Here is a 25,097-nt window from a genome sequence, read left to right on the forward strand (position 1 = left end):
ACGGACGGCTTAGGTGGTTGATATGGCGATAGCGAATCTGAAGGACCTCCACGACGCAAAGGAAAGGGGCTTGGCCGCGCTTTACCCGGCGAAGGTGCGCATCGCCGTGGGCTCCGCCACGTGCGGTAAAGCCAACGGAGCGGACCCCGTGATGTTGGCTTTGGTCAACGCCGTGCAGCGGGAAGGCTACGACGCCGACGTCGTACCTACCGGGTGCATAGGGTTCTGCGCGGTCGAACCGTTGGTCGACGTCTGGCGGCCGGGGCACTCGCGCGTAATCTATAAAAAGATTACCCCCTCCAAGGCCGAGAAGCTGGTAGCGGCACTCGCCGCCGGCGAAGACAAGGCTTCGTGGGCGTTATGCCGGCTCGAGTCCGAGGAATTCATTACCGACGGTACTATCAAGCCGTATGGCGTTTCGGCGGGCGACGGCGACCTTGCCGAAGTGCTTACGTACCAGGACCTCCCGTTCTTCAAGAACCAGTTGAAAATCGCGCTGCGGGATTGCGGGTTCATTAACCCGACGGAATTGGAAGAGTATATAGGCCGGGGCGGCTTCTTCGGCCTGTATAAAGCGCTCCACGATAGATCGTCCGAGGAAGTGATCGAGAACGTAACGAAATCGGGCCTCAGGGGCCGCGGCGGCGCAGGCTTTTCAACGGGTAAGAAATGGGATTATTGCCGGGCCGCGGCCGGGGACGAGAAGTACGTCGTCTGCAACGCGGACGAGGGCGACCCGGGCGCGTACATGGACCGCAGCGTTCTGGAGGGCGACCCCTTCGCCGTCATCGAGGGGATGATTATCGGCGCGTGCGCCGTCGGCGACTGCAAGGAAGGGTATATATACGTGCGGCGCGAGTACCCCCACGCCGTCGACGTTTTGGGCGTGGCGCTCGATAAGCTGCGCGGGGCCGGCCTGCTGGGCAAGAACATCCTCGGTTCGGGTTTGGATTTCGACGTCAAGATCGCCCGCGGCGCGGGCGCTTTCGTGTGCGGCGAGGAGACGGCGCTGTTGGCCTCCATCGAGGGCGAGCGCGGTATGCCGCGGCCGCGGCCGCCGTACCCGGCGCAAAAAGGTCTCTTCGGCAAGCCGACCATAATCAATAACGTCGAGACCTGGGCCAACGTCCCGGTCATAATGAACCGCGGCGGCGATTGGTTCGCGGGCATCGGCACGGAGAACAGCAAGGGCACCAAGGTCTTCTCGCTGGTCGGCAACGTCAACAACACCGGCCTGGTCGAAGTGCCGATGGGCATTACGCTACGCGAGGTCGTCTTCGACGTCGGCGGCGGGATACCGCGTCGGCGCGAGTTTAAGGCCGTGCAAACGGGCGGGCCGTCCGGCGGGTGTATTCCCGGGGACAACCTCGACCTCAAGATAGACTTCGACGCCTTGACCACGGCCGGTTCGATGATGGGCTCGGGCGGTATGGTGGTCATGGACAACGACACCTGCATGGTCGAGGTCGCCCGGTACTTCCTCGACTTTTTGCAGGAGGAGTCCTGCGGGAAATGCACGCCCTGCCGCGAGGGCGTGAAGCAGATGCACGACATCTGCAAGCGGATAACGAAGGGCGAAGGCCGGGAGGGCGACGTTGAGCTCCTGGAGGAGCTGGGCCGGACCGTCAAGGAGACGGCGCTCTGCGGCCTGGGCACCACCGCCCCCAACCCGCTGCTCTCGACGATACGGTTCTTCCGCGACGAGTACGAGGCCCACATACGCGACAAGAAGTGCCCCGCGGGAATATGCAAAGCGCTCATTACGTACTCGATATTGGAGGATAAATGCACCGGGTGCGGCGCGTGCGCCAAAGTGTGTTCCGAGGGCGCCATTACCGGGGCGAAAGACCAGCCCCACGTCCTCGACGCCGCCAAGTGCATCAAGTGCGCGGCCTGTTACGACGTATGTAACCAGGACGCCATAGTCCGCCGTTAATGGCAAAAGGAGTCGGTCCATGTTGAACCTCACTGTTAACGGCAAAGCGGTCGAACTGGAAGAAGGGAAGACGGTTCTGGACGCCTGTAAAGCCGCCAACGTCGACGTCCCGACGCTCTGCTACGTGGATTTTCTCGAGCCCTACGGCTCCTGCCGTCTCTGCCAGGTCAAAGTAACCGAGAAGGGCGGGGCGCCCCGGCTCGCCGCCTCGTGCGTGCTCCCGGCCACCGACGGTATGGAGGTCGTTACCGACGACGAGGACGTTCGGCGGGCACGCAAAATGGTTTTGGAGCTGCTGCTGGCCCAGGCGCCCGACGCCGAGGTCCTGCACGAGCTGGCGAAGGAGTACGGCGTCGACCGCTCGCGCTTCCCCGCCGCGGCGCGCGACGGCGACGAGCCGCGCAAGTGCATCCTCTGCGGCCTGTGCGTCCGCTTGTGCGAGCAGCGCGTCCAGGCCTACGCCATAGGCTTCGTCCAACGCGGCCACGAGGCGGAGGTGGCGCCGCCGTACGGCCGGCCCTCGGACGAATGCATCGCCTGCGGCGCGTGCGCCTCGGTGTGCCCCACGGGGGCCATCACGGCCGTCGACCGCCTCGGCCGCGCGATCGTCCACGACGAGCTGACGCTCTCGTCCAATTCGGCGATACGGGTCCCGATAAAGCAGGCCGTGCCCAACGTGCCGTATGTCGAGACTTCCGAGTGCATCCATTTCACGCAGGCCGAGGAGGGTTTGGACGCCTGCCGCATCTGCGAGGACATCTGCCCCAAGGAAGCCGTCGACCTCGACGCGGCCGAGGAGGAGCTCGAGCTCGACATCGGGACCATAATCATCGCCACCGGTTTCAAGACCTTCGACCCGCGGCGCATTCGGGAGCTGGGGTACGGCGTACTCCCCAACGTCATCTCGGGTTTGGAGTTCGAATTGATGAACCGGGCCGACGGCTACACCGAGGGCGAGGTCGTTATGGAGAACGGCGAGGAGCCGAAGTCCATCGGCATCCTCCACTGCGTCGGCTCGCGGGATAAGAATTACAACCGGTACTGCTCGCGGGTGTGCTGCATGTACTCGCTCAAGTTCGCCCACCTCATCAAGGAGAAGACCGGCGCCGAGGTCTTCCAGTTCTACATCGACATGCGGACCTTCGGCAAAGGGTACGAGGAATTCTACGACCGGGTGTTGGAGGAGGGCGTCTTCTTCGTTCGCGGCCGCGGCGCCGAGGTTACCAACGTCGCCGAGAGGCCGGAGGAGGTGGGCAAGCTCGTCGTGTGCTGCGAGGATACGCTCATCGGCGCGTATCGCCGCGTCCCGGTCGACATGGTGGTCCTGGCCACGGGGCTCGAGGCGCGCGAGGACGCCGACGAAGTCCGGCGCACCTTCGGCATCAGCTGCGGCGCCGAGGGGTTCTTCACCGAGAAGCACGCCAAGCTCGCGCCGGTATCGACCACCACCGACGGCGTCTTCCTGGCGGGCGCGTGCCAGGGCCCGAAGGACATTCCGGACGCGGTGGCCCAGGGCTCGGCCGCGGCGGCGCAGGCCCTCGTGCTCATGGACAAGGGCCTCGTCGAGATCGAACCCATTACCTCGGTTATCGACGAGGACGTGTGCTGCGGCTGCAAGATCTGCATCGGCCTGTGTCCGTACACCGCGATCTCGTTCGACGAGGAGAAGAGCGTCTCCGTAGTGAACGAGGCGTTATGTAAGGGATGCGGTACCTGCGTCGCGGCCTGCACCACCGGCGCCGCGAACCAACGCCACTTCAAAAACGAACAGATCCTGGCGGAGATCGAAGGGGTGTTGTCCTAATGGCGGAAACTTTCGAACCCAAGATCGTCGGCCTGCTCTGCACCTGGTGCGCCTACGCCGGCGCGGACCTGGCCGGCACGTCTCGCATCAAGTACCCGCCCAACGTGCGGGGCATCCGCGTTATGTGTTCGGGCCGGGTGGACCCGCAATTCATCTTGGACGCCTTTGCCCACGGCGCGGACGGCGTCCTGGTGGGCGGTTGACACCCCGGCGACTGCCATTACCAGGAAGGTAATTACAAGGCTCTCCGTCGCGTTACGTTGTTGAAAAAAGTATTGCAGCAGATGGGCGTCGACCCCGAAAGGCTCCGGCTGGAGTCGGTAAGTGCCTCGGAGGCTCAGCGCTTCGCCGAGACGGTGAAAGGTTTTACGGAGACGATAAAGAAGTTGGGGCCGATGCCCAAGGGCGTCGAGGACCCGGCCGTGGCCAAGGAGGAAGTCCATGCCTGAGAAATTCAAGTTCGCCTTCATGCCCTCCGCGAGCTGCGGCGGCTGCGAGATAGCCATCGTCGATATCGACGAGGTTATCTTGAAAGTCGCGGAACTGGCCGACATCGTATATTGGCCTACCGCGCTCGACTTCAAGGACAAAGATTTAGAGGCCATCCCCGACGGCGGCGTTACGGTGGGCTTCTTCAACGGCGCGGTCCGCAACGACCACGACGTGCACCACGCCCACCTTATGCGGCGCAAGAGCCAGGTCCTCGTGGCCTTCGGCGCCTGCGCCCAAATGGGCGGCATACCCTCGCTGGGCAACTTCTGGACTACGGAAGAGATCGCGCACCGGATGTACGACACCGTCCCGTCGGTGGTGAACCCGGACGGAACGCGGCCCCAGACGACTTTCGAGGTCCCGGAGGGCGAGTTGACGCTGCCGCGCGCGATGGAGCGTGCCTACGCCCTCGACCAGGTCGTCGACGTCGACTACTACATCCCGGGCTGCCCGCCGCAGCCGAAGTGGGTAATCGCCGCGGTCGAGGCCGTGGCCTCGGGCGAGCTCCCGCCCAAGGGGACCGTAATCGCCGGGACCAAGGCCGTGTGCGACGAGTGCCCGCGCGAGCGGTCGGAGGAGAAACAGGTCACGGCGTTCAAACGTATCCATCTCGTCGAGAACGACCCGGAGAAGTGCCTGCTCGAGCAGGGCATCATATGCTGCGGGCCGGCGACGCGCGACGGCTGCGAGGCGGCGTGCATCGTCGCGGGCCAGGCGTGTCGCGGCTGCTTCGGCCCCACCGACAACGTCAACGACATGGGCGCCAAACTGGCCTCCGCTATTGCCTCGATAGTTGTCGCCGACACCCAGGCCGAGGCCGACAGGATATTAGGCCAATTGGACGACCCCGCCGGTTACTTCTACCGCTTCGGCCTGGCGAAGTCGTTGTTGGGGGTGCAGCGCGGCGAGCGCAAGGAAGGCGACGAGTAGCGCCGCGCGAAGCGCCGCTCGTTTAATATAAGCTCCTAACGGAACCAGCCCTTACGGAGTATAGTTATGAAGAAAATCGAAATCGACCCCATCTCTCGCCTGGAAGGGCACGGCAAAATAGCCATCTTCCTGGACGACAACGGCGACGTCGCGAACGCGTACCTCCAGATCCCGGAGCTGCGCGGCTTCGAGCAGTTCTGCGTGGGCCGGCCGGTGGAGGAAGTCCCCCGGATCACGCCCCGCATCTGCGGCGTTTGACCGCTCGTCCACCACTTCGCAGGCGCGAAGGCATGTGACGCGGTCTACAAGGTAGAGCTGCCGCCCAACGGCGAGAGACTCCGGCGGATGATATACAACTCCTATTTCTTCTACGACCACCTCCTGCACTTCTACTACCTCGCCGCGCCGGACTTCGTCGTAGGGCCGACGGCCGACCCGGCGGAGCGCAACATCCTGGGCGTCGTGGCCAAGGTGGGCCTCGAGATCGGCGCCAAGGTCATCGAGATGCGGGCCAAGTCCATCGACGTCATGAAGTACTTCGGCGGCAAGCGCACCCACCCCATTATCGCGCTCCCGGGCGGCATAACGCGGCCGCTGGACGCCGAAGCCCGCGATGAGATGCGCAAGCACGCCGAGGAGGCCGTGGAGTTCTCCAAGTTCACGTTCCAGCTCTTCGAGGACGTCGTCCTCAAGAACCAGGCGTACGTGGACCTCGTCCTCTCCGATATATACGGCGGCCAGGAGACGTACTACATCGGCCTGGTGAACGACGACAACAAGGTCGACTTCTACGACGGCATGACGCGCATCGTCGACCCGGAGGGCAACGAGTTCGCGAAGTATGAGGGCACGGACTACCTCGACTATATCGAGGAGCACGTCGAGCCCTGGACCTACCTCAAGGTGACGTACCTCAAGGGCGTCGGCTGGAAGGGCTGGGTCACGGGGAAGGACTCCGGCATCTACCGCGGCGGCCCGCTGGGGCGGCTCAACGCCTCGGAGGGGATGCAGACGCCGGTGGCGCAGGCCGAGTTCGAGAAGATGTACGCGACGCTGGGCGGCAAGCCCGTCCACGCCTCGCTGGCCTACCACTGGGCCCGCATCATCGAGGGCGCCCAGGGCGCGGAGCTGTGGCTCGACTACATGAACGACGACGACATCCTCGACGAGCACATCCGCAATATCCCGACCGAGACGCCGAGCCGCGGCGTCGGGACCATCGAGGCCGCGCGCGGCCACCTCATCCACGACTACGACACCGACGAGAACGGCATCGTCACCGCGATGAACCTCATCGTCGCGACGACCCACAACTACGCCGGCATCAACCTCGCCGTGCGCAACGCCGCCCGGGGCGTCATCAAGGGCGGCGACGTCGACGAGGGGAAGCTGAACATGGTCGAGATGGCGTTCCGCGCCTACGACCCCTGCATGGCCTGCGCGACGCACGCCCTCCCCGGCAAGACGCCGCTCGAGTTCGACATCTACGACGCCGACGGGAACCTTCGCCGCACGATCAAGCGCAACTGCTAAAGGCCCTGGTCTGCCGATTAAAAGGCGGCCTTCGGGCCGCCTTTTTTTGTTGCATATTTTACGGCTGATAATATCATAGGGGCGCAAAAGAAGGGGATGCCCGGGCCGGCCTTAGCCGGAGGTAAGATATGCCTAAGGACGCGAGAGTCTTTGTCGATAAGGACCGCGAAGTGATGAGCGCGTATTACGATTTTTGCGATTACTACGACTCGGAGGATTTTGATTACGGAACGGGCGAAAAGCTGTTACGGGAATTCATCGACGAGGACCCGGATTTCCTCGACTCTTATTTGACGCTGAGGGAAATATTATTGGAAAGAGGCAAATACGCCAAGGCGGAACGTTTATTGAACGAAGCTTACGTCCGCGCCTTGCAGCTGATTAGGGACGCCGCCGGCAATTGGCCCGACGAGCTTCCTTGGGATCGTTGGGGAAACCGGCATATTATACGCGCGTTACTCGCGAAGGCCGAGGATTTGTGGGAGGCCGGGGAAAACGAAAAAGCGCTCGATATCCTCCGTCGGCTGCTTCGAACCAACCTGAACGATAATATCGGCGCCCGGTATTATATATTAGCCATTAGACTAGGCATGGATTTTGATACTTTCTACGAGCGGTTCGAAGATGAGTACGGATATTACGACGGGAGTATTTTGGAATGGTTCAATGGAAATTACTCCTTATTCCCGGAAGATTTCTGGGGTGTGTGGGTAGAAGAAGATTTTACGGAAATGGAATGAACGAACGCGAAGGCCGTCCTTCGTCGTCGCCGTGGAAAACGCTGCGTGCTGAAAACGTTCGCGCGAGGTATTTAGCTAAAAGTCGGGACGAGGCCGCTTGCTTTCCCGTTCCGCGCCTACGCCCCCGGCACGGCTTGCGGGGCGCACAGCCTCTCCGGCAATATGCCCCTCGAGTTCGACATCTACGACGCCGACGGCGAGCTCCGCCGCACGATCAAACGCAACTGCTAAGCCAGGATACGTTTAATATAGAAAAGCGTCCGTATGGGCGCTTTTTAGTTGAAAAACTCGAAGGTTTCTATATAATAATAGCGTGAACGGTACAGACTTCGTTAGGCACCCATTCCCCATTCGTAGAGTCCGTCTTTTAACTCCGAGTGAATATATTAAGGCGGCTGGGGAAAGGCTGGACGAAGGAACTTCGTTATTCCGTGCCGGCATATATTATTCGCTAGCTGTTTATTTGGGGGGTGTTTCTGTCGAATGCGTGTTAAGCGCTTTGGTCGTGTATCGGTTAGGACACGTTGCAATACCCGTAGGTGTGGAATATCACAACCTACTAGCATACCTTAGGCACGACCCTTTATCCGTAGGCCCGCAGAGCCCTTTATTATCGCAATTAATAAGTACGAATGTGTCTGCCGTGATACGCCGTTGGAATAATTTTATAAAGTACCTTACGACGAATACGTTGACATCTCTATATCGGGAACGCGAATTAACCGCTACACGTTCTAACGATTTAGAAGGTATGCGCGAGAACGCGGATAGGTTATTGCATGCAGCAGGTAATATCTACGTAAGAAGTAAAAGACTATGCAGACATTACGGGATCGTATAGAGGAAATAATTAAAGAAGCGTTTGGGAACGGCCGCACGGGGGTCGAGCTAGACGAACTCGCCACGAACCGCATCGCGGGTTTCGTAACTTCGACCGTTTTTAAAGGGAAAGACGACCCCGAACGCCAAGAAACACTATGGCGGGTACTCCGAGATGCCGTCGCTCACGGTAAAATAACCGAAGAAGAATTAACTCGCGTTTCTTTTATAATAACGCTAACGCCCGAAGAAGACGAAGCTTATTCGGAGGTGGAAGGCGAGTAACCAATAAGGAAGCCGCGGTATATTAGTATCTTGCGGTACCATCTTACCCGGTATGGTATCGGAGGAGTCGTAATAAACAGGGCGGTTTGTTTTTTGGAGCTCGGCCTATTCGTAACGCGGTAAAATAAGCTTAGCCATGATTACCCGGCCTCGAGCCGGGTTTTTTATTCCCTCCTCGCTGGTACTAATTTTTTATGTTACAATTCACGCCCATGTCCGCCGAAATCGAGGCCAGACGCGGCAAAACGCTGGTATTGGGCATCGGCAACGAGATCCGCGGCGACGACGGCGTCGGCATCCACGTCGCCCGCCGCGTGGCCGAGTTGTTGCCGGCCGAGCTCGCCGCCCGCGTCGACGTCGACGAGGCGTGCACCGGCGGCTTCGACCTGGTGGACTACCTTCGCGGTTACGACCGCGCCGTCGTGGCCGACGCCATCAAGACCGAGGGCGGCGAACCGGGGACGGTTTATCGATTCGCGGCAGAGGCGCTCGAGCCCACGGCCCACCTCGGCCACAGCCACGGCGTCAACCTGGCCTCGGCGCTCGCCATCCTTCGGGAACTTAAACTCGGCGCGCCCCGGGAGGTAAGGGTCGTCGCGGTCGAGGCCGAGTGGTTGTACGAGTTTCGCGAGGACCTTTCGCCTCGCGTCGCCGCCGCGGTAGAGGAGGCCGCCGCAGCCGTGCTCGGAATATTAAAGGATAGCGCCCCGTGAAACCGGCAACGACGACAGCGAGGAAGAGGCTGCGCGTAGCCGGCGTCGTCCAGGGCGTCGGCTTCAGGCCGCACGTCTACAACCTGGCGCGACGCCTCGGCCTGGCCGGCTTCGTCCTCAACGACGGCGCCGGCGTCGTCGTCGAGCTGGAGGGACCGCCGGCCGCGATTGACGAGTTCGTGACGCAACTACAGGCCGCGCCGCCGCCCCGCGCGCGGCTGGACGCGGTGGAGGAGGAAGAGCTCGCCCCCGCCGGCGAGGATACGTTCGTAATAAAGGAAAGCGTCCCGGGCGAGGCGCAGACGCTGGTCTCGCCGGACCTGGCCACCTGCGGCGACTGCCTCGACGAACTGCTCGAGCCGGCGGACCGCCGTTACCGGTATCCCTTCATCAACTGCACCAACTGCGGCCCGCGCTTTACCATCATCCGGGGCGTGCCGTACGACCGGCCCAAGACGACGATGGCCTCCTTCGAGATGTGCCCGGCCTGCCGGGCCGAGTACGACGACCCGGGCAACCGGCGCTTCCACGCCCAACCCAACGCCTGCGCCGCGTGCGGGCCGCGCCTCGCGCTGTGGGACGCCGAGGGCAACCCGCTCGACGCGGACGACCCGCTCGGCGAGGCGAAGCAGCTCCTCTTCGACGGCTGCGTCGTCGCCGTCAAGGGCCTGGGCGGCTATCACCTCGCTTGCGACGCTACCTCCGCCGAGGCAGTCGAGAAGCTGCGCTCGCGCAAGTACCGCGAGGACAAGCCGTTCGCCGTTATGGCGCGGGACGTCGCCGTAGCCCGGCGGTACTGCGAAATGAGTGACGACGAACTCGAGCTGTTGACCTCCGAGAAGCGGCCCATCGTCCTCCTGCGTAAGCGCGAGCCGTGCCACCTCCCCGACGCGATCGCTCCGCAAAACCGCTACCTCGGCGTGATGTTGCCGTACACGCCGTTGCACCATTTATTGTTCGACGACGACGTCGAGATCCTGGTAATGACGTCCGGCAACCGCGCCGACGAGCCCATCGCCTACCGCGACGACAAGGTGGTCGAGCACCTCGCCGGCATCGCCGATTATTACCTGACGCACGACCGGGCCATAGGCCGCCGCGTCGACGACAGCGTGACGCGGGTCTTCCGCGGCCGAGAGTACGCCGTCCGGCGTTCGCGCGGGTACGTGCCGTTGCCGCTCGAGCTGGGCCGCACGTATAAAACGAGCGTGCTGGCGGTCGGCGCCGAGCTCAAGAATACGTTTTGCATGACCAAAGGCTCGCAGGCGTTCGTCTCGCACCACGTCGGCGACCTGGAGAACGTCGCGACGCTGGAGGCCTTCGAGGAGGGCATCGCGCACTTCCGGGAGATGTTCGACGTCGAGCCGGCGGCGGTCGCCCGCGACCTCCACCCCGACTACCTCGCCTCCCGCTACGCGGTCGCGTCGGGCTTACCGGAGGTCGTGGTCCAACATCACCACGGCCACGTCGCCTCGGTCCTCGCGGACGCGGGGTATTACGAGGGAAAAGTTATCGGCGTCGCGTTCGACGGCGCGGGCCTGGGCGACGACGGCGCCGTCTGGGGCGGCGAGTTCCTGGTCGCGGACCTCGCGGGTTACGAACGCGCGGCCCACTTGAGGTACGTGCCGCTGCCGGGGGGCGACGCCGCCGCCCGGGAGCCCTGGCGGATGGCGCTCGCCTGGCTCCGCGAGCTCTACGGCGACGACGCGCTCCGCAGGCCGCTGCCTTTTCTGGACGATATCCCCGAAGGCCGGCGCGAGATGGTGCTGGAGGCCGCGGCCAAGGGCGTGAACGCGCCGCCCACGAGCTCGATGGGACGGCTCTTTGACGCCGTCGCGGCGCTGGCGGGAATCCGCAATTTCGTCAATTACGAGGGGCAGGCCGCGCTGGAGTTTGAGCAACAGGTCGCGTGCGAAGAGGACGGCGCGTACGAGTTCTCGTACGACGACGGGAAACCGCTGGTGATAGACGCGGCGCCGGTAATCGAGGCGGTCGTAGCGGACGTGCGGGCGGGTACAGCGCCCGGCGCGATAGCGGCGCGCTTCCACAACGCCGTCGCGGCCATGGCGGCCGACGTCGCCTCCCGTCTCCGCGACGAGTACGGCCTGAGTGCGGTCGCGCTCGGCGGCGGCTGTTTTCAGAATATAACCTTGTTGCGTAAACTGGTGCCGACGCTCGAGGGCGCCGGCTTCGACGTTTTAATTCACGAGCGGGTGCCGACCAACGACGGCGGCCTGTCGTTGGGGCAGGCCGCGGCGGCGCTGGCGCGTTTGGAGAAGGATTAGCATATAATATGTGTCTGGGCGTACCGATGAAGATAATCGAGGTTAACGGGACGATGGCGACGGTCGAGATGGCGCACGTGCGCCAGGAGTGCGACCTCTCGCTCTCGCCGGACGCGAAGGTGGGCGACTACGTAATAGTGCACGCCGGCTTCGCGATAGAAATATTGGACGAGGAGGACGCGCGCGAGACGCTCGAGCTCCTCGACGAGATAGGGTTCGATACGGGGCGCGGGAGTTGAAATACTTGGAGGAGTTTCGCGACGCCGAACGCGTTCGGAAGGTCGCGGCCGCCGTGGCCGCCGTTGCGCCGGCCGACCGCGCGTTCACGTTCATGGAGGTATGCGGGACGCACACCATGGCGGTGGCGCGCTACGGCTTGAAGAAGCTCCTCCCCGCCAACGTCCGATTGATATCCGGCCCCGGCTGCCCGGTGTGCGTGACGCCCAAGGAGTACGTCGACCACGCCGTCGCGCTCGCGCGCGAGCCGGGCGTAGCGGTGGCGACGTTCGGCGATATGATGCGCGTACCCGGCAGCTCGTCGGACCTGTTGCGGCTGCAGGCGGAGGGCGCCGACGTGCGTGTCGTTTATTCGGCGCGGGACGCGGTGGCCTTCGCCCGGGCCGAGCCGGACCGCCGGGTGGTCTTTCTGGGCGTCGGCTTCGAGACTACCGCGCCCACCGTCGCGGCTACCGCGAAGGAAGCCGCGGCCGCGGGCATCCGGAATTATTTCGTCTTGGCCGCGCACAAGTTGATACCGCCGGCGATGCGGGCGTTGTGCGAGAGCGGCGACGTAGCCCTCGACGGTTTCCTGTGCCCGGCCCACGTGAGCGCGATAATCGGCGCCCGGGTGTACGAGTTCATCCCGCGCGACTACGGCCTGGCGTGCGCCGTGGCCGGCTTCGAGCCGGTGGATATTCTGCAGGGTATTTATTTATTGTTGAAGCAATACGCCGACGGCGAGCGGCGCGTCGACAACCAATATTCCCGCGTCGTCAAACGGGAAGGCAACCTGCGGGCGCAGGAGGTCCAGGCCGAGGTGTTCGACGTTTGCGACTCTCGCTGGCGGGGCCTGGGGGATTTGCCGGCCAGCGGCCTGGCGATACGCGAAGAGTACGCCGCCCTCGACGCCGCCCGGGCGCTCGAGGTCGAGCCGGAGGAGACGGTCCCCGACCACGGCTGCATCTGCGGCGACGTGCTCACCGGCGCCAAGGTCCCGGCGGATTGCCCGCTCTTCGGCGACGAGTGCACGCCGGCGCGGCCGGTGGGGCCGTGCATGGTCTCTTCCGAGGGGAGCTGCGCCGCGGCGTTTAAATTCGAATATGAGTGACGAGTTAATACAAATGGGTCACGGCGCCGGCGGCCTCCTTATGCGGCGGCTGGTGGCGGACGTCTTCGCGCGGCATTTCGACAACGCGGCGCTGCGCGAGCTCGACGACGCCGCGACGTTGACGTTGCCGCCCGGGCAAGTCGCGTTCACCACCGACGCGTACGTGGTCAAGCCGTTGTTCTTTCCCGGCGGCGACGTGGGCAAGCTCGCGGTGTGCGGGACCGTCAACGACCTGGCGGTGATGGGCGCGGTCCCGCGGTATCTGTCGGCGAGCTTCACGTTGGAGGAGGGGCTGCCGCTCGCGACGCTGGCGCGCGTCGTGGTGTCTATGGCCGCGGCGGCGCAGGAAGCCGGGGTGGAAATAGTCTGCGGCGATACCAAGGTCGTCGCCCGGGGCGAGGCGGACGGTCTCTTCATCACCACCGCCGGCATCGGCGTGTTCGACGGCGGCGGGCCGGCGCGGGCGCCGCTGGAGGCGGGCGACGCGGTCGTGCTCAGCGGCACCCTCGGCGACCACGGCGTCGCCGTCATGGTGGCGCGCGAGCAGTTTAAGCTCGAGGCGACGATAGAGAGCGACTGCGCGCCGCTGGGCGGCCTGTGCGCGGCGATGCGCGAGGCCGCGCCGGGTTTGAAGTTCATGCGGGACCCGACGCGCGGCGGCCTGGCCGCGGCGCTCAACGAAGTCGCGGCGGCGTACGGCGTCGGCGTCGAGATATACGAAGAAAATATACCGTTCAACGAGGACGTCGTCGCGGTGTGCGAGATATTGGGGCTCGACCCCCTCCTGGTAGCCAACGAGGGGAGGGTGGTCGCGGTGGCGCCGGCGGCCGAGGCCGAGGCGCTCGTGGCCGCGATGCGCAACCACCCGCTGGGCGCGCGCGCCGCGGTCATCGGCGAAGTCGTGGCCGAGCCCAAGCGCGTCTTCGTCCGCACCACGGTGGGCGGAACGCGCATCCTGGAGATGCCGCTCGCCGACCAGCTGCCGAGGATATGCTAAGATGCACGAGCTGGCGGTGGTCCACAGCCTGGTGCAGCAGCTCCGCGAAGAGGCGGAGCGGCTGGGCGTCGTCGGCGAAGTCGCCGTCGTCCACCTCAAGCTCGGCGCGCTGACGACGTTCGTACCGGAGGCGATGACGTTCTACTTCGAGGCGTTGACGAAGGGGACCGATCTGGAATCGGCGCGGCTCGAGGTAGAGGAGGTCCCGGTGGCGGGTACGTGCCGCCGCTGCGGCGAGGCGGTTACGCTGGAGGGGCTCCCGTTCGCGTGCGCGGCGTGCGGCTCGCCCGACCTCGAGATAACGTCGGGGCGGGAGTTGGTGATAGAATCGCTCGAGGTGCGAGACGACGGTGCGAGGTAGGTCCATATGGAGATAAAAATAGTTAAGAAGGTCCTCGAGGCCCACGAGAAGCTGGCCGACGAAAACCGGCAGCTGCTCGCCGCCGGGGGCGTATACGCCTTCAACCTCATCGGCTCGCCGGGCTCGGGGAAGACGCTGCTGTTGGAGCGTACGTTCGAGGCCGAGGCCGCGGAAATCAAACCCGGCGTAATCGAGGGCGACATCGCGACCACGGCCGACGCCGAACGGCTGCAGCGCTTCGACGTCCCCATCGTCCAGATAAACACCGGCCCCTTCGGCGGTGAATGTCACCTCGCGCCCAACCTCATACGCGCGGCGCTCGAGGACCTCCCGCTCGACGAGCTCAACGTCGTCTTCGTCGAGAACGTCGGCAACCTGGTTTGCCCGGCGGAGTTCTACGTCGGCGAGGACGAGAAGGTAGTCGTGCTCTCGGTCGCGGAGGGGGAGGACAAGCCGCTCAAGTACCCGCTGGCTTTCCGCGAGGCGAAGGCGGTGGTAATAAATAAGCTCGACCTCCTTCCGCATCTCGACGTGGACTTGGAGGTATTGAAGAAAAACGTCGCGGCCGTGAACGCCGGCCTGAGCGTCTTCGAGGTATCCGCGAAGACCGGCGACGGCGTCGCGGCGTGGGTGGATTACGTAAAAGGCCGGCTCGGCGGTTAGCGGTCGGGCGTAATTCGACGGCGCCCGTTCGAAAGGCGCCGAGAAGGGGCGATTATGGAACACGTGGAAGGGACCGTGGACCGGGGCGACGTTAAGCTCTACGCGTTGTCGACCTGCGTGTGGTGCAAGAAGACCCGCGCCTTGCTGGAGGAGTGGGGCGTGGCGTACGATTACGAGTACGTGGACCTGGCGCCGCCGGCGCGCCAGGACGAGATAGAGGCCGAGATAACGGCGCTCGCCGGCCGCGCGAGTTACCCCACGCTGATCGCGAATGAAGGCTGCGTCGTCGGCTTCCGGCCGGATGAGATCAAGGAATTGTTAAAACTTTAAAGGGGGTGTGTTATGGCCGAGCTCGACCCTAAAGAGGTGGACGCGCTGTACGAAAAGCTCGCGCGCGAGGCGGAGGCGAGCGGTTACCACCTAAACCCGGACCGCGAGTTCACCCGGGCGCTGATGGAGGGGCTGCTCACCAACGTCAACCGCTACGGTTACCCGGCGTGCCCCTGCCGCCGCGCGACGGGCACCCGCGAAGAAGACCTCGACGTAATCTGCCCGTGCGACTACCGCGACGCCGACCTGGGCGAATACGGCGCGTGTTACTGCGCGCTGTACGTCTCGAAGGACGTCGTCGCCGGCAAGAGGGAAGCCCGGGCCATTCCGGAACGCAGGCCGCCGAAAAAAGAAGACCGGCTTCAATATAAACAGAGGGCGCAAACGGCCGGCGGGGGGATAAAGGTGTGGCGGTGCCGCGTGTGCGGGTACCTCGCCGCGCGCGACGCGCCGCCGGAAGTGTGCCCGATTTGCAAGGCCGCGAAGGACCGCTTCGAGCCGTTCGCGTTTCCGCCCGCGTGAGCATTTTAATAAAATATCGCCGACGAAGAAGCCGGCCCGAAGGCCGGCTTTTTTCTATAGCGGCTACGTTAGCGTGGGGTTATGCGGTCACGACGTTGTCGCCGGCGTATCCCAGCCGCCGCGCGACGCCCCGGGCGTCGACGACGAGCCGCGCTTCGCGGAACACCATATCGTAATCGACGCCGGTGTGGTCGGTCGCGATGACGACGGCGTCGTATTCCCGCACGGCCTCCGGCTCGAGCTCGGCCGACGTCAGGCCGAAGTCGTACTTGCGCGTTCGGGGCAGCGCCGGCGCGTACGGGTCGTGGTAGGCGACGTCGGCGCCGCGGTTCCGCAGAAGGTCGATGACGACCAGGGCGGGCGACTCGCGCAGGTCGTCGACGTTGGCCTTGTACGCCACGCCCAGCACCAGCACGCGGGCGTCGGCGAATTTTACGCCGCGCTCGCCCAGCGCCCCCTCCAGCCGCGAGACGACGTACTCCGGCATCTCGTCGTTGACGCGGCCGGCGAGCTCGACGAAGCGGCTCTCGTGGCCGAACTGGCGCGCCCGCCACGCCAGGTAGTACGGGTCGAGGGGGATGCAGTGGCCGCCGACCCCGGGGCCCGGCGCGAACTTCTGGAAGCCGTACGGCTTCGACGCCGCGGCGTCGATTACCTCGAACACGTCGAGCCCCATCTTACCGCATATAACTTTGAGCTCGTTCACCAGGGCGATGTTTACGGCGCGGTACGTATTCTCCAGGAGCTTGGACATTTCGGCGGCCTCCGCCGACGATACTTTTATTACCTCGCTGACCACCGGCTCGTAGAACGCGGCGGCGAGCTCCGCGGCGGCGGCGTCCACGCCGCCCACGACGGTCGGTATCTCCTTCAGCGGGAACGCCTTGTTGCCGGGGTCGACGCGCTCGGGCGAGAAGGCGAGCCAAAAGTCGCGGCCCGCGGCGAGGCCTCTCTGCTCGAGGAGGGGCAGGACGAAGCCACGCGTGGCGCCCGGGTAGACGGTGGACTCTACGACGACCAGCTGGCCCGGGCGCAAGTGGGCGGAGAGCGTCTCCGCGGTGTCGCCCAGAAACAACAGGTCCGGTTCTTTATCGGCGGTCAAGGGCGTCGGGACGCATATCGCGACGACGTCGGCCTCGCCCAGCCGCGCCGGGTCGGTGGTGGGCGCGAACGCGCCCTCGGCGACGGCCGCAGCCACCCGCTCGTCGGTCACGTCGCCGATGTAGGACCGGCCGGCCAGAAGATTATCTATTTTGTCGGGGTCAACATCGTAACCGATAACGCGGTAGCCGGCGTCGACGTAGGCCAGGGCCAGCGGCAGGCCGACGTAGCCCAACCCCACGACGGCGGCGCTCGCGTCGCGGCTTCGGATTTTACCCATTAAATCCTCGTAAATCATGGCCTTGCTCCTAAACCTTGCTAATTCTCATAAAGGCTGTAACGTTTTACCGGGCCGCCGCACCAATATTTAGGACGGCAATCATAAATAATTGGTACTTTTCGGCCCCAGGAGGTGCCGATATATATATCGGAGGTATGACATGGAGACAAAGGTTTTTCCCGCGGTTAAACGGCTGACCGAGGAGGATGTTAATAAAGAAAACGTTTCGACCGCTCGAGCTCTTGACGTAGGACAGGAAGAAAAGATTGATGGACTCCAAACCCGTTTGGGCCGATTTCTGGGGCGCCTCGCCGAACGAACGGCGCTCCCTCCCGGAAGAGCGGCGAGCATACTGGAGCGCGTAAGGGAAGCGTCACGAAAATAACGCGGGCCCAATTTCCGCGTCGGGGAACGGCTTAGGCCGTTCCCTTTTTTAAACGTTTACCGGCCGCGGCGCTTTATGTTAGTATACATCAAAAAGGAGGAATTTTCCATGCCGTGCAAACACCTGATTTGGCCCCTCATATTGGCGTTGGGCATATTCTCGCTCTCGGCGTGCAAGACGAAGACGGAAAAACCCGTGCCGCCGGGCGAGGAGCCCCCGACGGCGACCGAGCCCCCGGAAGGTTTCTCGCTGATAAGCGCTTCCGAATTTAAGGTGGAAAATTATAAGGGCCAGGTCCTGGTCCTCGACTTCTGGGCGACGTGGTGCGGCCCGTGCAAGATGGAAATCCCTCACCTCATCGAGCTGCAGGAGAAGTACCGCGACCAGGGCCTGACGGTCGTCGGCATCACGCTGGACGACAACCCGGATAAAGACGTCCCGCCGTACGCCGCCGAAGTCGGCATGAACTACGTCAACGTCCGCGGCGGCGACGAGATGAAGGGCAAGTACGCCGTTATCGGCCTGCCCACCATTATCATCTACGACCGCGACGGCAACGAGGTTATGAAGCGGCCCGGGTTTATCGGGAAGGAGCAGCTCGAGGCCAAGATAACGCCGCTGCTCGCCCCGCCCTCGTCCTGATAGGGGAGCGGGTCGCGGCCCGGCAGGGCTTTTAAAACATAGTGTGAACGCGAAGGCGCCGGCCGTCGGTTTGAACGACGGCGGCGCCGTTTTCGCCGGCGGTGCGAAGGAGCACGCCGGCCTTGCGGTACAACGCCAGCGTCTCCGCGGCGGGGAATTTCGGCGAGCCGGCCTTCACGGGGAAGAAGGCCGCGCGCGGGTTGGCCGCCGCGACGAAGGAAGGGAGCGCGGCGCCCCGCGAGCCGTGGTGCGGTACCTTCAACACGTCCGCCCCCAACTCCCGGCCGGCCTCGAGGATACGTTCTTGCGCCCGGCTTTCGACGTCGCCCGTTAGTAGGGCGGCGAAGTCGCCGTACGTCAGCCGCAATACCGTCGACGAATCGTTGGATGAAAAGGCCGGCGGAACGCCGCCGGCCGGCGGCCACACCCGCGTAATGCCGACGCCGCCGACGTTCACGCCCTTCGGCGCGGCGGCGATGCGGACGCCCTCGGCTCGAGCCGAGGCGGCCAATTCCTCGAGCGCGCGACTCGGCTCCGCGTCGGCCGGGAACCACAGCTCGCCCAAGTCGAAATTTTTTACGAGATAGGCCGCGCCGCCGGCGTGGTCGGCGTCGCCGTGGGTCACGCACAGGTAATCTATTTTCGTTATACCCTTGGCGTGGAGCACCGGCGCCACGACCTGCTCGCCGGCGTCGTATCCGCGGCCGGCGTACCCGGCGTCCACCACCATCGTCTTGCCGCCCGGGAATTCCACGAGCGCGCCGTCCGCCTGGCCCACGTCCAGGAAGGTGATGCGAAGCGGCAGCTCGGGGGCGGCGAGCCTGGGCGCGAGCCACAGGCCGAGGCAACCCGCGGCCGCGGCGGCGAACGCGAACCTTATCCGCGTTCTCCGTACCGCCGTCGCTCCGATTGCGAAGACCACGAGTAAAACTAGAAACGGCGACGGCCTGGCGACCCAGAACTGTAAATCCCATCGCGGCCCCAGGAAGGGCACGCCGGCGAGTATGGGCCAGCGGCCCGCCAGCGGCTCGAGCCCCAGCGAGAAGTAATGCCCCGCGGCCGTTAGCGCTTTGGCGGCGAGCCAGGCCGCGCCGCCGAAGAGCTCGCCGAGGGCGGGCCACACGGCGCCGGTGAGAATCGTGATGAGCGCCAGCGCGACGGCGCACCCGGCGAGCGGGACCATCGCGAGGTTGGAGACCAGCGCCGTCGGCGTGAAGCGATTGAAGAAGTAGAGCTGCAGCGGCAGCACGCCCAACTGCGCGGCGCACGTCACGGCCAGCGACTCACGAACCAAACCCGGGACCGGTTTCAGGAATTTTTCTATGGGGCGGTACAAGGCCGCAATAGCGAAGACGGCGGCGAACGAGAGCAGGAACGAGACGTCGCTCACGTACAGCGGGTTGGCGATCAGGATGATCAAGGCGGCGGCGGCGAGGACGTTATACAGGTCTACGTCGCGGTCGAGCAGCGCCGCGGCGAGCGCCAATATCCCCATCAAGCTCGCGCGGACGACCGGCGGATTGAACCCGGTCAAGAGGGCGTACGCCGGAAGGAACGCCATCACCGTCAGGTTGGCGGCTACTTTCGGCACGCGCGTCCCGGCAAGGACCAGAAACAGCATGAACGCGACGAAGCCGACGTGCAGGCCCGATATCGCGAGCAAGTGCATGGTGCCGGCGCCGCGGAAATCCTCCACGATGGCGGGGTCGATTTCGGCCCGCTTGCCCAACGTGAGGCCCTTGAGGACCGCGGCCTCGTCGCCGCCCACCGCCCGGTCCAATATCGACGCGGCCTTGTCCCGGGCCGCGAACGACGCGCGCAGCACCGGGTTGCCGCGGCCGCGCGCGAGCAGCGTTACGTCTTCGGCGTCGCCGGCCGTGACGAGCGCCGTCATGCCCCGCCGCTTCAGGTACGAGCGATAATCGAAGCCGCCGGGATTGCGCGCCGGCCTGGGCGCGACCAACTTGCCCTTTATCGCGACCTCGTCGCCGTAGCGGAGGGGGACGTTCTCGTATACCGAGACGCGGGCCCGGCCGCTCGCCGGTTCGGCGTCGCCGTCCAGCGCGACGTTTTCGATTGCAAGGGGGAAGACGGTGGCGTAAGGGCGCTGCTCGGGGTCGCCGGCGACGACGCCCGTGACCACGGCCGCGGCCGGCCGGAAGCGCCGGTCCAGTTTGAAAGATATGTCGCTTGGGGCGAGGTAGTCGGCGCGGGCCGCGTACCAGCCGGCACCCCCCAGCGCCAACGCCGCCAGTACGAGCCAGCTCGAGACGCGCCGTTGGATAAAAATGACGGCCGCTAAGGCGAGGGCCGCGGCGCCGGCTATGAGCGGCCACGGCGGCGGCGAGAACAGCGCCGCTAAGACAAGGCCGCCGGCGAAGGGGGCGGCGGCCAGGCAGGCGGGGCGGTGACGGCTCGAGCCGTCCACTCCCGCCCGTTCGCGCGTCGTCGTCGGCATAACGTCAGGCCGTGAGCTCCTCCATCACCGACGTCGGGATGTCGAAGTTGGCGTAGACCGTCTGGACGTCGTCGTGGTCCTCCAGCGCCTCCAGCAGCTTCAGGAATTTGGCCGCGTTCTTGCCCTCCAGCGGGATGACGCTCTTGGGGACGAGCGAGACCTCCGCGGTGGCGAACTCCACTCCCGCCGCGCCTAATGCGTCCGTCACGTCGGCCAACCGGTCCGGCGGACAGTAGACCTCGAAGACGTCGTCGCCCGGGCGGATGTCCTCGGCGCCGGCGTCCAGCACCGCCTCCAGCAGCTGTTCCTCGGTGGCGCGGTCGGCGTCGACGATTACCATCCCCTTGCGCTCGAACATCCACGTTACCGCGCCCGCGTCCGCCATCGAGGCGCCGTACCGGTCGAGGATAAAGCGGATCTCGGGCGTGGTCCGGTTCTTGTTGTCGGTCATGACCTCGACGCACATCGCGACGCCGCCCGGGCCGTAGGCCTCGTACGTTACCTCCTCGAGCTGCGCGCCCTCGCCTTCACCCGTCCCGCGCTTGATGGCCCGGGCGATGTTGTCCGCCGGCATGTTGGCGACCTTGGCGGCCTGGACCGCGACCCGGAGCCGCGTGTTGGCCGTCGGGTCGCCGCCGCCCTGCCGCGCCGCGACGATTATCTCCCGCGCCAGCCGCGAGAAGACCTTGCCGCGCTTCTGGTCCTCTTTGGCCTTTTTGCGTTTTATGGTGCTCCACTTGGAATGGCCCGACATATGCCCCTCCGAAACGCGAAGGCCGCGGCGCCGCTTTCCCTACGCTATCTTCTCCAGGCCGTCCATATAGGGCCGGAGCGCGTCGGGTATCGTAACGGAGCCGTCGGCGTTTTGAAAGTTCTCTATGATCGCTACCAACGTCCGGCCTATGGCCAGGCCGGAGCCGTTGAGGGTGTGTACGAATTCGGGTTTGGCGCCCTTCTTGGGACGGAAGCGCGTGTTCATGCGGCGCGCCTGGAACGCCTCGTAGTTGGAGCAGCTCGAGATCTCGCGGTACTTTTCCTCGGACGGTATCCACACCTCGAGGTCTACGCACTTGGCCGCGCCGAAGCCGAGGTCGCCGGTGCTGAGGACCGCCTCGCGGTAGGGGAGCTCGAGCAGCTCGAGGATGTGCGCGGCGTCGGCGACCAGGCTCTCCAGCTCGTCGTACGAGGCGTCGGGGTGGACGATTTTGACGAGTTCCACTTTTAAGAACTGGTGAACGCGGACCATACCGCGGGTGTCGCGGCCCGGCGCGCCGGCCTCCCGCCGGAAGCACGGCGTGAACGCGGCGTACTTTATGGGCAGCTCGTCCGCGGTCAGGATTTCCTCGCGGTGGAGGTTCGTAACCGGGACCTCCGCCGTGGGTATTAACCAGTGCCCTCCCCCCAGCGCAACAGTTAAATCTTCTCTCCATTTTCGGAAATCGGATTCTTTGGTTATTGCGGGTGGTGATTTTCCATCGAAAGGCGTTAACACATGCCTAAGTTCTTCGGATTCCACCTTATACATATCAGCCGCAAACTTGGGTAGTTGTCCCGTTCCTACCATCGAAGTCTTTAGTACCATAAAAGGAACGTTAACCTCGCGATAACCCCGCTTCCGAGCTTCGTCCAACATCAGGTTTTGCAACGCCCGTTCCATTCGGGCGCCCGTGCCTACGGTCATCGCGAAGCGGGCGCCGGCCACTTTGACCGCGCGCTCGGAGTCTATGATGCCGAGCATCTCGCCCAGCTCCCAGTGGGGCCGGGGTGGGAAGTCGAACGCGCGCGGCTCCCGGCCTACGCGCCGAATCTCGTTGTACGTCTCGTCCGGCCCGACGGGCACGGAGGCGTCGAAGACGTTCGGTAAGTAAAGTAGCCGGTTGTCGAGGTAGGCTTCTTCCAAATATAATCCCGGTGTAAGTTCTTTAATCGAGGCTTTAATTTCTTCGGCTTGTTTTAGGGATTTTTCATTTTCTCGTAAAAGGGTTTTTAATTCCTTTTCTGTAATTTCGAAACGCTCCGGGTTTGCGATTCGTGCCGCTAGTTCGGCGATTTTTTTGCTTAACTTATTCTGCTCGGCCTTTTTAGCTTCGACTTTGCCGATCATTTCCCTTCGACGCGCCGCGAGCTCTAGCACCTCATCCAGGTCGAACTCGACGCCGCGGGCCGCGAGCATCTCGCGTACGCGTTTTTCGTTTTCCTCGATAAATTTCAGGTCCAGCATAAGTTCCCGTCGCCTCGGTAGGCGACCCTTGACAAAGGCCGCGCCTTCGGTTAGATTACTCGCTAATGGCCGCCGCGGAAAACGGTCCCCACTACCGCTGGAACTTCGCCTGCGCCGCCGCCAACGGCGTAATTTTCAATATATCCCTCGCCGTCCTCAACCCCGCGACGGTGGTCCCGGCGTTCGTGGGCACGCTGACGGCCAACCCGGTGTGGGTCGCCGTCGCGGGGCAGCTGGACGCGATATGCTGGCCGCTGCCGCAGCTCTTCGCCGCCTCCCGCATCCTGCACCTGCGGCGTAAGATGCCGTTCTACCGCGGGACTGCCGTCGTCCGCGGCGTCATCGTCGCCCTCCTGGCGGCGCTGCCGTTCGTGCTCGCGCCCGGGCCGGCGCTGTTGGTCGCCTTCCTCGTCGCATACGGCGCGCTTAACTTTACCGCCGGCCTCGCCGGCCCGCCGTTCATGGACGTCATCGGTAATACGATATCGTCCCGAGGCCGCGGCCTGTTGTTCACGGTCCGGCGGTTCGGCGGCGGCGTCCTGGCCGTGCTAACGGGCGTCATCCTGGTCGGGCCGGTACTACGGTCGTTGCCGTTCCCCACGTCGTACGGCGTCCTCTTCGTCGTCGCCGCGGCCGTCAGCGGGTTCGCGCTCCTCGCGATGTCTCTCAGCCGCGAGCCGGAGGGCCAGGCCGTGGTCGAGAAGCACTCTTTCCTCCAGACCGTCAGGGCCGGCTTCGGCCTGCTGCGTGCGGACGCCAACTACCGCCGCTTCGTGACCTCCCGGGTATTCATTTGTTTCAGCCGGCTGGGCGTGCCGTTCTACATCGGCCTCGCGATGTGGAAGCTCCGGGTGGGCGCCGCGGCGGCCGGGCCCTTCCTCGCCGCGCTCATGGCCGGGACCGTAACCTCCAACCTGCTCTGGGGGTACCTCTCGAGCCGGCGCGGCAACCGGGCGCTGGTGCGGGGCGGCGCGCTCCTCACCATCTTACCGCCGCTGTTATACTTCCTCTCGGCCCGGGCGGAGTGGGGCGGCATCTATCTTTTCTACGCCCTCTTCTTCCTGGTCGGCTTCGGTTGGTCCGGCGCCGAGTTCGGCAGCATCAACTACGTCATCGACGTCGCCCCCGCCCACCTTCGGCCGGTTTACGTCGGCTTCAACAATACCGTGAACGGCCTCGCCATGCTCGCGGCCATAGGCGGCGGCTTCATCTTGAAATACTCGAGCTACGACGTACTCTACGGCCTGGCCGCGGCCTTCGCCGTCCTCGCGCTGTGGTTTACGCGCCGCCTGCTCGAGCCCCGCGAGGAGGGCGCGACGCCTTCCCTCGTCGTGGGCGGCACCCGCCTCGGCTAGTTAGGCCGCGCGGCCCAGCGCCAACCCTACCGCCAGCAATATCCCCGTCGCGAAGTGGACGATTATCGTCAGCGCGTTCGCCGCCAGTAGCTTGTACGGCTCGGCGTAGCGGCGCATCAAAACCGTTACGGCCTTGACGGCGAGCGGAAGGGTGAGCAAGCCGAGCAGCGCCCACGTCGGTAGGCCGCCGACGGCGACGAAAGTAATAATCGCGGCGTACGTCAGCGCAATTAATATTATATAACCGTAACGCGCGCGTTTGGGCCCCAACAAAACGATAAGGGTCTTTTTGTTGACTTGCCGGTCGGCCTCGTAATCCGGGAACTCGTTTATGTACAGCACCGCGGCGATGAGCAGCCCCACCGGGACCGAGGCGATCAGCGCCGCCGGCGACAGGCGGCCGGCCTGCACGTAGTGGGCGCCGAGCACCGCCAGCGGCCCGAAGTTTAACCCCACGAAGAGCTCGCCCACGCCGCGGTAGCCGATGGCCACCGGCGTCGCGGTGTACAGGAAGCCGGACGCCACGCCCGCCAGCCCCAGCCACAGGACGACGTTGCCGGGCGTTACGCGCCACAGGTAGAGGCCGCAGGCAATGCCGACGGCGAAGCAGGCCAGCGAGTATACGAACATCGCCCGCGGCGAGATGACGCCGTCCTGTATTACGCGCGAGCCCCCCGAGAACGGCGTCGGCGTCAGGTTGACCCAGTCGTCGCGGGTGCGGTGGTCGAAGTAGTCGTTGGCGAGGTTGGTGCCGCCGTGCAACGCGACCAGGCCCACGAGCGTGAGCGCCGCGTGCCACCAGTTGACGGCGTAACCCTCGTAGAACGCGACGGCGACGCCGACGACCGCCGGCGCGACGGACGCGGTGAAGAACGGTACCCTTATCGCGACGAGCCATTTCTTCATAATACGGGCGGC

At 64.5% G+C, this 25,097-nt stretch carries 22 protein-coding genes; 17 read left to right on the plus strand and 5 right to left on the minus strand.

Features of this window, described 5'->3' with window-relative positions; translation table 11 throughout:
- The first annotated feature begins 22 nt into the window (after positions 1-22).
- The 15 genes from nuoF to VMX79_01230 all read left to right on the plus strand — a co-directional run bounded on the left by nuoF (position 23) and on the right by VMX79_01230 (position 15,737).
- Positions 23-1,936, plus strand: a complete 1,914-nt coding sequence (gene nuoF / locus VMX79_01160; GenBank protein HUV85702.1) for an NADH-quinone oxidoreductase subunit NuoF — start codon at positions 23-25, stop codon at positions 1,934-1,936.
- Positions 1,937-1,955: 19 nt separating this feature from the next.
- Positions 1,956-3,740, plus strand: coding sequence for a 4Fe-4S binding protein (locus tag VMX79_01165; protein ID HUV85703.1), 1,785 nt, complete (start codon positions 1,956-1,958; stop codon positions 3,738-3,740).
- Entirely contained in the window at positions 3,740-4,189 is a 450-nt protein-coding gene (locus VMX79_01170; protein ID HUV85704.1) for a hydrogenase iron-sulfur subunit, read from the plus strand. Before VMX79_01165 ends, VMX79_01170 begins: the two co-directional genes overlap by 1 nt.
- Complete coding sequence (locus tag VMX79_01175) at positions 4,182-5,162, plus strand: oxidoreductase (GenBank protein HUV85705.1); 981 nt, start codon at positions 4,182-4,184, stop codon at positions 5,160-5,162. Before VMX79_01170 ends, VMX79_01175 begins: the two co-directional genes overlap by 8 nt.
- A 66-nt stretch (positions 5,163-5,228) precedes the next feature.
- On the plus strand, positions 5,229-6,695 hold the full coding sequence (locus VMX79_01180; protein ID HUV85706.1) for a Ni/Fe hydrogenase subunit alpha: 1,467 nt from the start codon (positions 5,229-5,231) through the stop codon (positions 6,693-6,695).
- Between the two features lie 128 nt (positions 6,696-6,823).
- Positions 6,824-7,435: a tetratricopeptide repeat protein gene (locus VMX79_01185; GenBank protein HUV85707.1), complete on the plus strand. Its 612-nt coding sequence runs from the start codon at positions 6,824-6,826 to the stop codon at positions 7,433-7,435.
- Between the two features lie 1,316 nt (positions 7,436-8,751).
- The gene (locus VMX79_01190; protein HUV85708.1) at positions 8,752-9,252 is read left to right on the plus strand and encodes a hydrogenase maturation protease; all 501 of its coding nucleotides are present in this window, start codon (positions 8,752-8,754) and stop codon (positions 9,250-9,252) included.
- On the plus strand, positions 9,249-11,537 hold the full coding sequence (gene hypF, locus VMX79_01195; protein HUV85709.1) for a carbamoyltransferase HypF: 2,289 nt from the start codon (positions 9,249-9,251) through the stop codon (positions 11,535-11,537). The genes VMX79_01190 and hypF overlap by 4 nt, the downstream gene beginning before the upstream one ends.
- A gap of 8 nt (positions 11,538-11,545) precedes the next feature.
- Entirely contained in the window at positions 11,546-11,776 is a 231-nt protein-coding gene (locus tag VMX79_01200) for a HypC/HybG/HupF family hydrogenase formation chaperone (protein ID HUV85710.1), read from the plus strand.
- Entirely contained in the window at positions 11,773-12,864 is a 1,092-nt protein-coding gene (gene hypD, locus VMX79_01205; GenBank protein ID HUV85711.1) for a hydrogenase formation protein HypD, read from the plus strand. Before VMX79_01200 ends, hypD begins: the two co-directional genes overlap by 4 nt.
- Positions 12,857-13,861: a hydrogenase expression/formation protein HypE gene (gene hypE / locus VMX79_01210; GenBank protein HUV85712.1), complete on the plus strand. Its 1,005-nt coding sequence runs from the start codon at positions 12,857-12,859 to the stop codon at positions 13,859-13,861. The genes hypD and hypE overlap by 8 nt, the downstream gene beginning before the upstream one ends.
- Before the next feature lies 1 nt (position 13,862).
- Positions 13,863-14,222, plus strand: coding sequence for a hydrogenase maturation nickel metallochaperone HypA (locus tag VMX79_01215; GenBank protein ID HUV85713.1), 360 nt, complete (start codon positions 13,863-13,865; stop codon positions 14,220-14,222).
- Positions 14,223-14,228: 6 nt separating this feature from the next.
- The gene (gene hypB / locus VMX79_01220) at positions 14,229-14,885 is read left to right on the plus strand and encodes a hydrogenase nickel incorporation protein HypB (protein ID HUV85714.1); all 657 of its coding nucleotides are present in this window, start codon (positions 14,229-14,231) and stop codon (positions 14,883-14,885) included.
- A gap of 54 nt (positions 14,886-14,939) precedes the next feature.
- Entirely contained in the window at positions 14,940-15,215 is a 276-nt protein-coding gene (locus VMX79_01225; GenBank protein HUV85715.1) for a glutaredoxin family protein, read from the plus strand.
- Positions 15,216-15,227: 12 nt separating this feature from the next.
- Entirely contained in the window at positions 15,228-15,737 is a 510-nt protein-coding gene (locus VMX79_01230; GenBank protein HUV85716.1) for a ferredoxin-thioredoxin reductase catalytic domain-containing protein, read from the plus strand.
- Between the two features lie 79 nt (positions 15,738-15,816).
- Here the strand turns inward: VMX79_01230 and VMX79_01235 are convergent, their stop codons facing one another.
- The gene (locus tag VMX79_01235; GenBank protein ID HUV85717.1) at positions 15,817-17,118 is read right to left on the minus strand and encodes a nucleotide sugar dehydrogenase; all 1,302 of its coding nucleotides are present in this window, start codon (positions 17,116-17,118) and stop codon (positions 15,817-15,819) included.
- Positions 17,119-17,578: 460 nt separating this feature from the next.
- Here VMX79_01235 and VMX79_01240 point away from each other — a divergent pair, with 460 nt between their 5' ends.
- On the plus strand, positions 17,579-18,145 hold the full coding sequence (locus VMX79_01240; protein ID HUV85718.1) for a TlpA disulfide reductase family protein: 567 nt from the start codon (positions 17,579-17,581) through the stop codon (positions 18,143-18,145).
- A 31-nt stretch (positions 18,146-18,176) separates the two neighbouring features.
- On the opposite strand, the gene VMX79_01245 is transcribed toward VMX79_01240, so the two are convergent.
- From VMX79_01245 to serS, 3 genes are read right to left on the minus strand one after another with little or no spacing between them, the layout of a single operon-like run.
- Positions 18,177-20,603 carry a DNA internalization-related competence protein ComEC/Rec2 gene (locus tag VMX79_01245; GenBank protein HUV85719.1) on the minus strand — a complete coding sequence of 809 codons (2,427 nt, stop codon included), beginning with the start codon at positions 20,601-20,603 and terminating at the stop codon, positions 18,177-18,179.
- A gap of 4 nt (positions 20,604-20,607) precedes the next feature.
- Positions 20,608-21,357: a YebC/PmpR family DNA-binding transcriptional regulator gene (locus VMX79_01250; protein HUV85720.1), complete on the minus strand. Its 750-nt coding sequence runs from the start codon at positions 21,355-21,357 to the stop codon at positions 20,608-20,610.
- Between the two features lie 39 nt (positions 21,358-21,396).
- Complete coding sequence (gene serS / locus VMX79_01255; GenBank protein ID HUV85721.1) at positions 21,397-22,824, minus strand: serine--tRNA ligase; 1,428 nt, start codon at positions 22,822-22,824, stop codon at positions 21,397-21,399.
- 65 nt (positions 22,825-22,889) lie between these two features.
- Here serS and VMX79_01260 point away from each other — a divergent pair, with 65 nt between their 5' ends.
- Positions 22,890-24,179: an MFS transporter gene (locus tag VMX79_01260; GenBank protein ID HUV85722.1), complete on the plus strand. Its 1,290-nt coding sequence runs from the start codon at positions 22,890-22,892 to the stop codon at positions 24,177-24,179.
- On the opposite strand, the gene menA is transcribed toward VMX79_01260, so the two are convergent.
- Positions 24,180-25,085: a 1,4-dihydroxy-2-naphthoate octaprenyltransferase gene (menA, locus tag VMX79_01265; GenBank protein ID HUV85723.1), complete on the minus strand. Its 906-nt coding sequence runs from the start codon at positions 25,083-25,085 to the stop codon at positions 24,180-24,182. It abuts the gene before it with no gap.
- Positions 25,086-25,097: the final 12 nt, after the last annotated feature.

Source organism: bacterium (assembly GCA_035529855.1).
Lineage (GTDB): Bacteria > RBG-13-66-14 > B26-G2 > WVWN01 > WVWN01 > WVWN01.

Excerpts from the sequence above, each read along its gene's own strand:
- VMX79_01190 (HUV85708.1), top strand. The coding sequence starts at position 8,752 with ATGTCCGCCGAAATCGAGGCCAGACGCGGCAAAACGCTGGTATTGGGC.
- serS (HUV85721.1), bottom strand. The coding sequence starts at position 22,824 with ATGCTGGACCTGAAATTTATCGAGGAAAACGAAAAACGCGTACGCGAG.
- VMX79_01250 (HUV85720.1), bottom strand. The coding sequence starts at position 21,357 with ATGTCGGGCCATTCCAAGTGGAGCACCATAAAACGCAAAAAGGCCAAA.
- menA (HUV85723.1), bottom strand. The coding sequence starts at position 25,085 with ATGAAGAAATGGCTCGTCGCGATAAGGGTACCGTTCTTCACCGCGTCC.
- VMX79_01230 (HUV85716.1), top strand. The coding sequence starts at position 15,228 with ATGGCCGAGCTCGACCCTAAAGAGGTGGACGCGCTGTACGAAAAGCTC.
- VMX79_01175 (HUV85705.1), top strand. The coding sequence starts at position 4,182 with ATGCCTGAGAAATTCAAGTTCGCCTTCATGCCCTCCGCGAGCTGCGGC.
- VMX79_01200 (HUV85710.1), top strand. The coding sequence starts at position 11,546 with ATGTGTCTGGGCGTACCGATGAAGATAATCGAGGTTAACGGGACGATG.
- VMX79_01245 (HUV85719.1), bottom strand. The coding sequence starts at position 20,603 with ATGCCGACGACGACGCGCGAACGGGCGGGAGTGGACGGCTCGAGCCGT.
- VMX79_01215 (HUV85713.1), top strand. The coding sequence starts at position 13,863 with ATGCACGAGCTGGCGGTGGTCCACAGCCTGGTGCAGCAGCTCCGCGAA.
- nuoF (HUV85702.1), top strand. The coding sequence starts at position 23 with ATGGCGATAGCGAATCTGAAGGACCTCCACGACGCAAAGGAAAGGGGC.
- VMX79_01235 (HUV85717.1), bottom strand. The coding sequence starts at position 17,118 with ATGGGTAAAATCCGAAGCCGCGACGCGAGCGCCGCCGTCGTGGGGTTG.
- VMX79_01185 (HUV85707.1), top strand. The coding sequence starts at position 6,824 with ATGCCTAAGGACGCGAGAGTCTTTGTCGATAAGGACCGCGAAGTGATG.
- VMX79_01240 (HUV85718.1), top strand. The coding sequence starts at position 17,579 with ATGTTAGTATACATCAAAAAGGAGGAATTTTCCATGCCGTGCAAACAC.
- hypE (HUV85712.1), top strand. The coding sequence starts at position 12,857 with ATGAGTGACGAGTTAATACAAATGGGTCACGGCGCCGGCGGCCTCCTT.
- VMX79_01165 (HUV85703.1), top strand. The coding sequence starts at position 1,956 with ATGTTGAACCTCACTGTTAACGGCAAAGCGGTCGAACTGGAAGAAGGG.
- VMX79_01260 (HUV85722.1), top strand. The coding sequence starts at position 22,890 with ATGGCCGCCGCGGAAAACGGTCCCCACTACCGCTGGAACTTCGCCTGC.
- VMX79_01225 (HUV85715.1), top strand. The coding sequence starts at position 14,940 with ATGGAACACGTGGAAGGGACCGTGGACCGGGGCGACGTTAAGCTCTAC.
- hypB (HUV85714.1), top strand. The coding sequence starts at position 14,229 with ATGGAGATAAAAATAGTTAAGAAGGTCCTCGAGGCCCACGAGAAGCTG.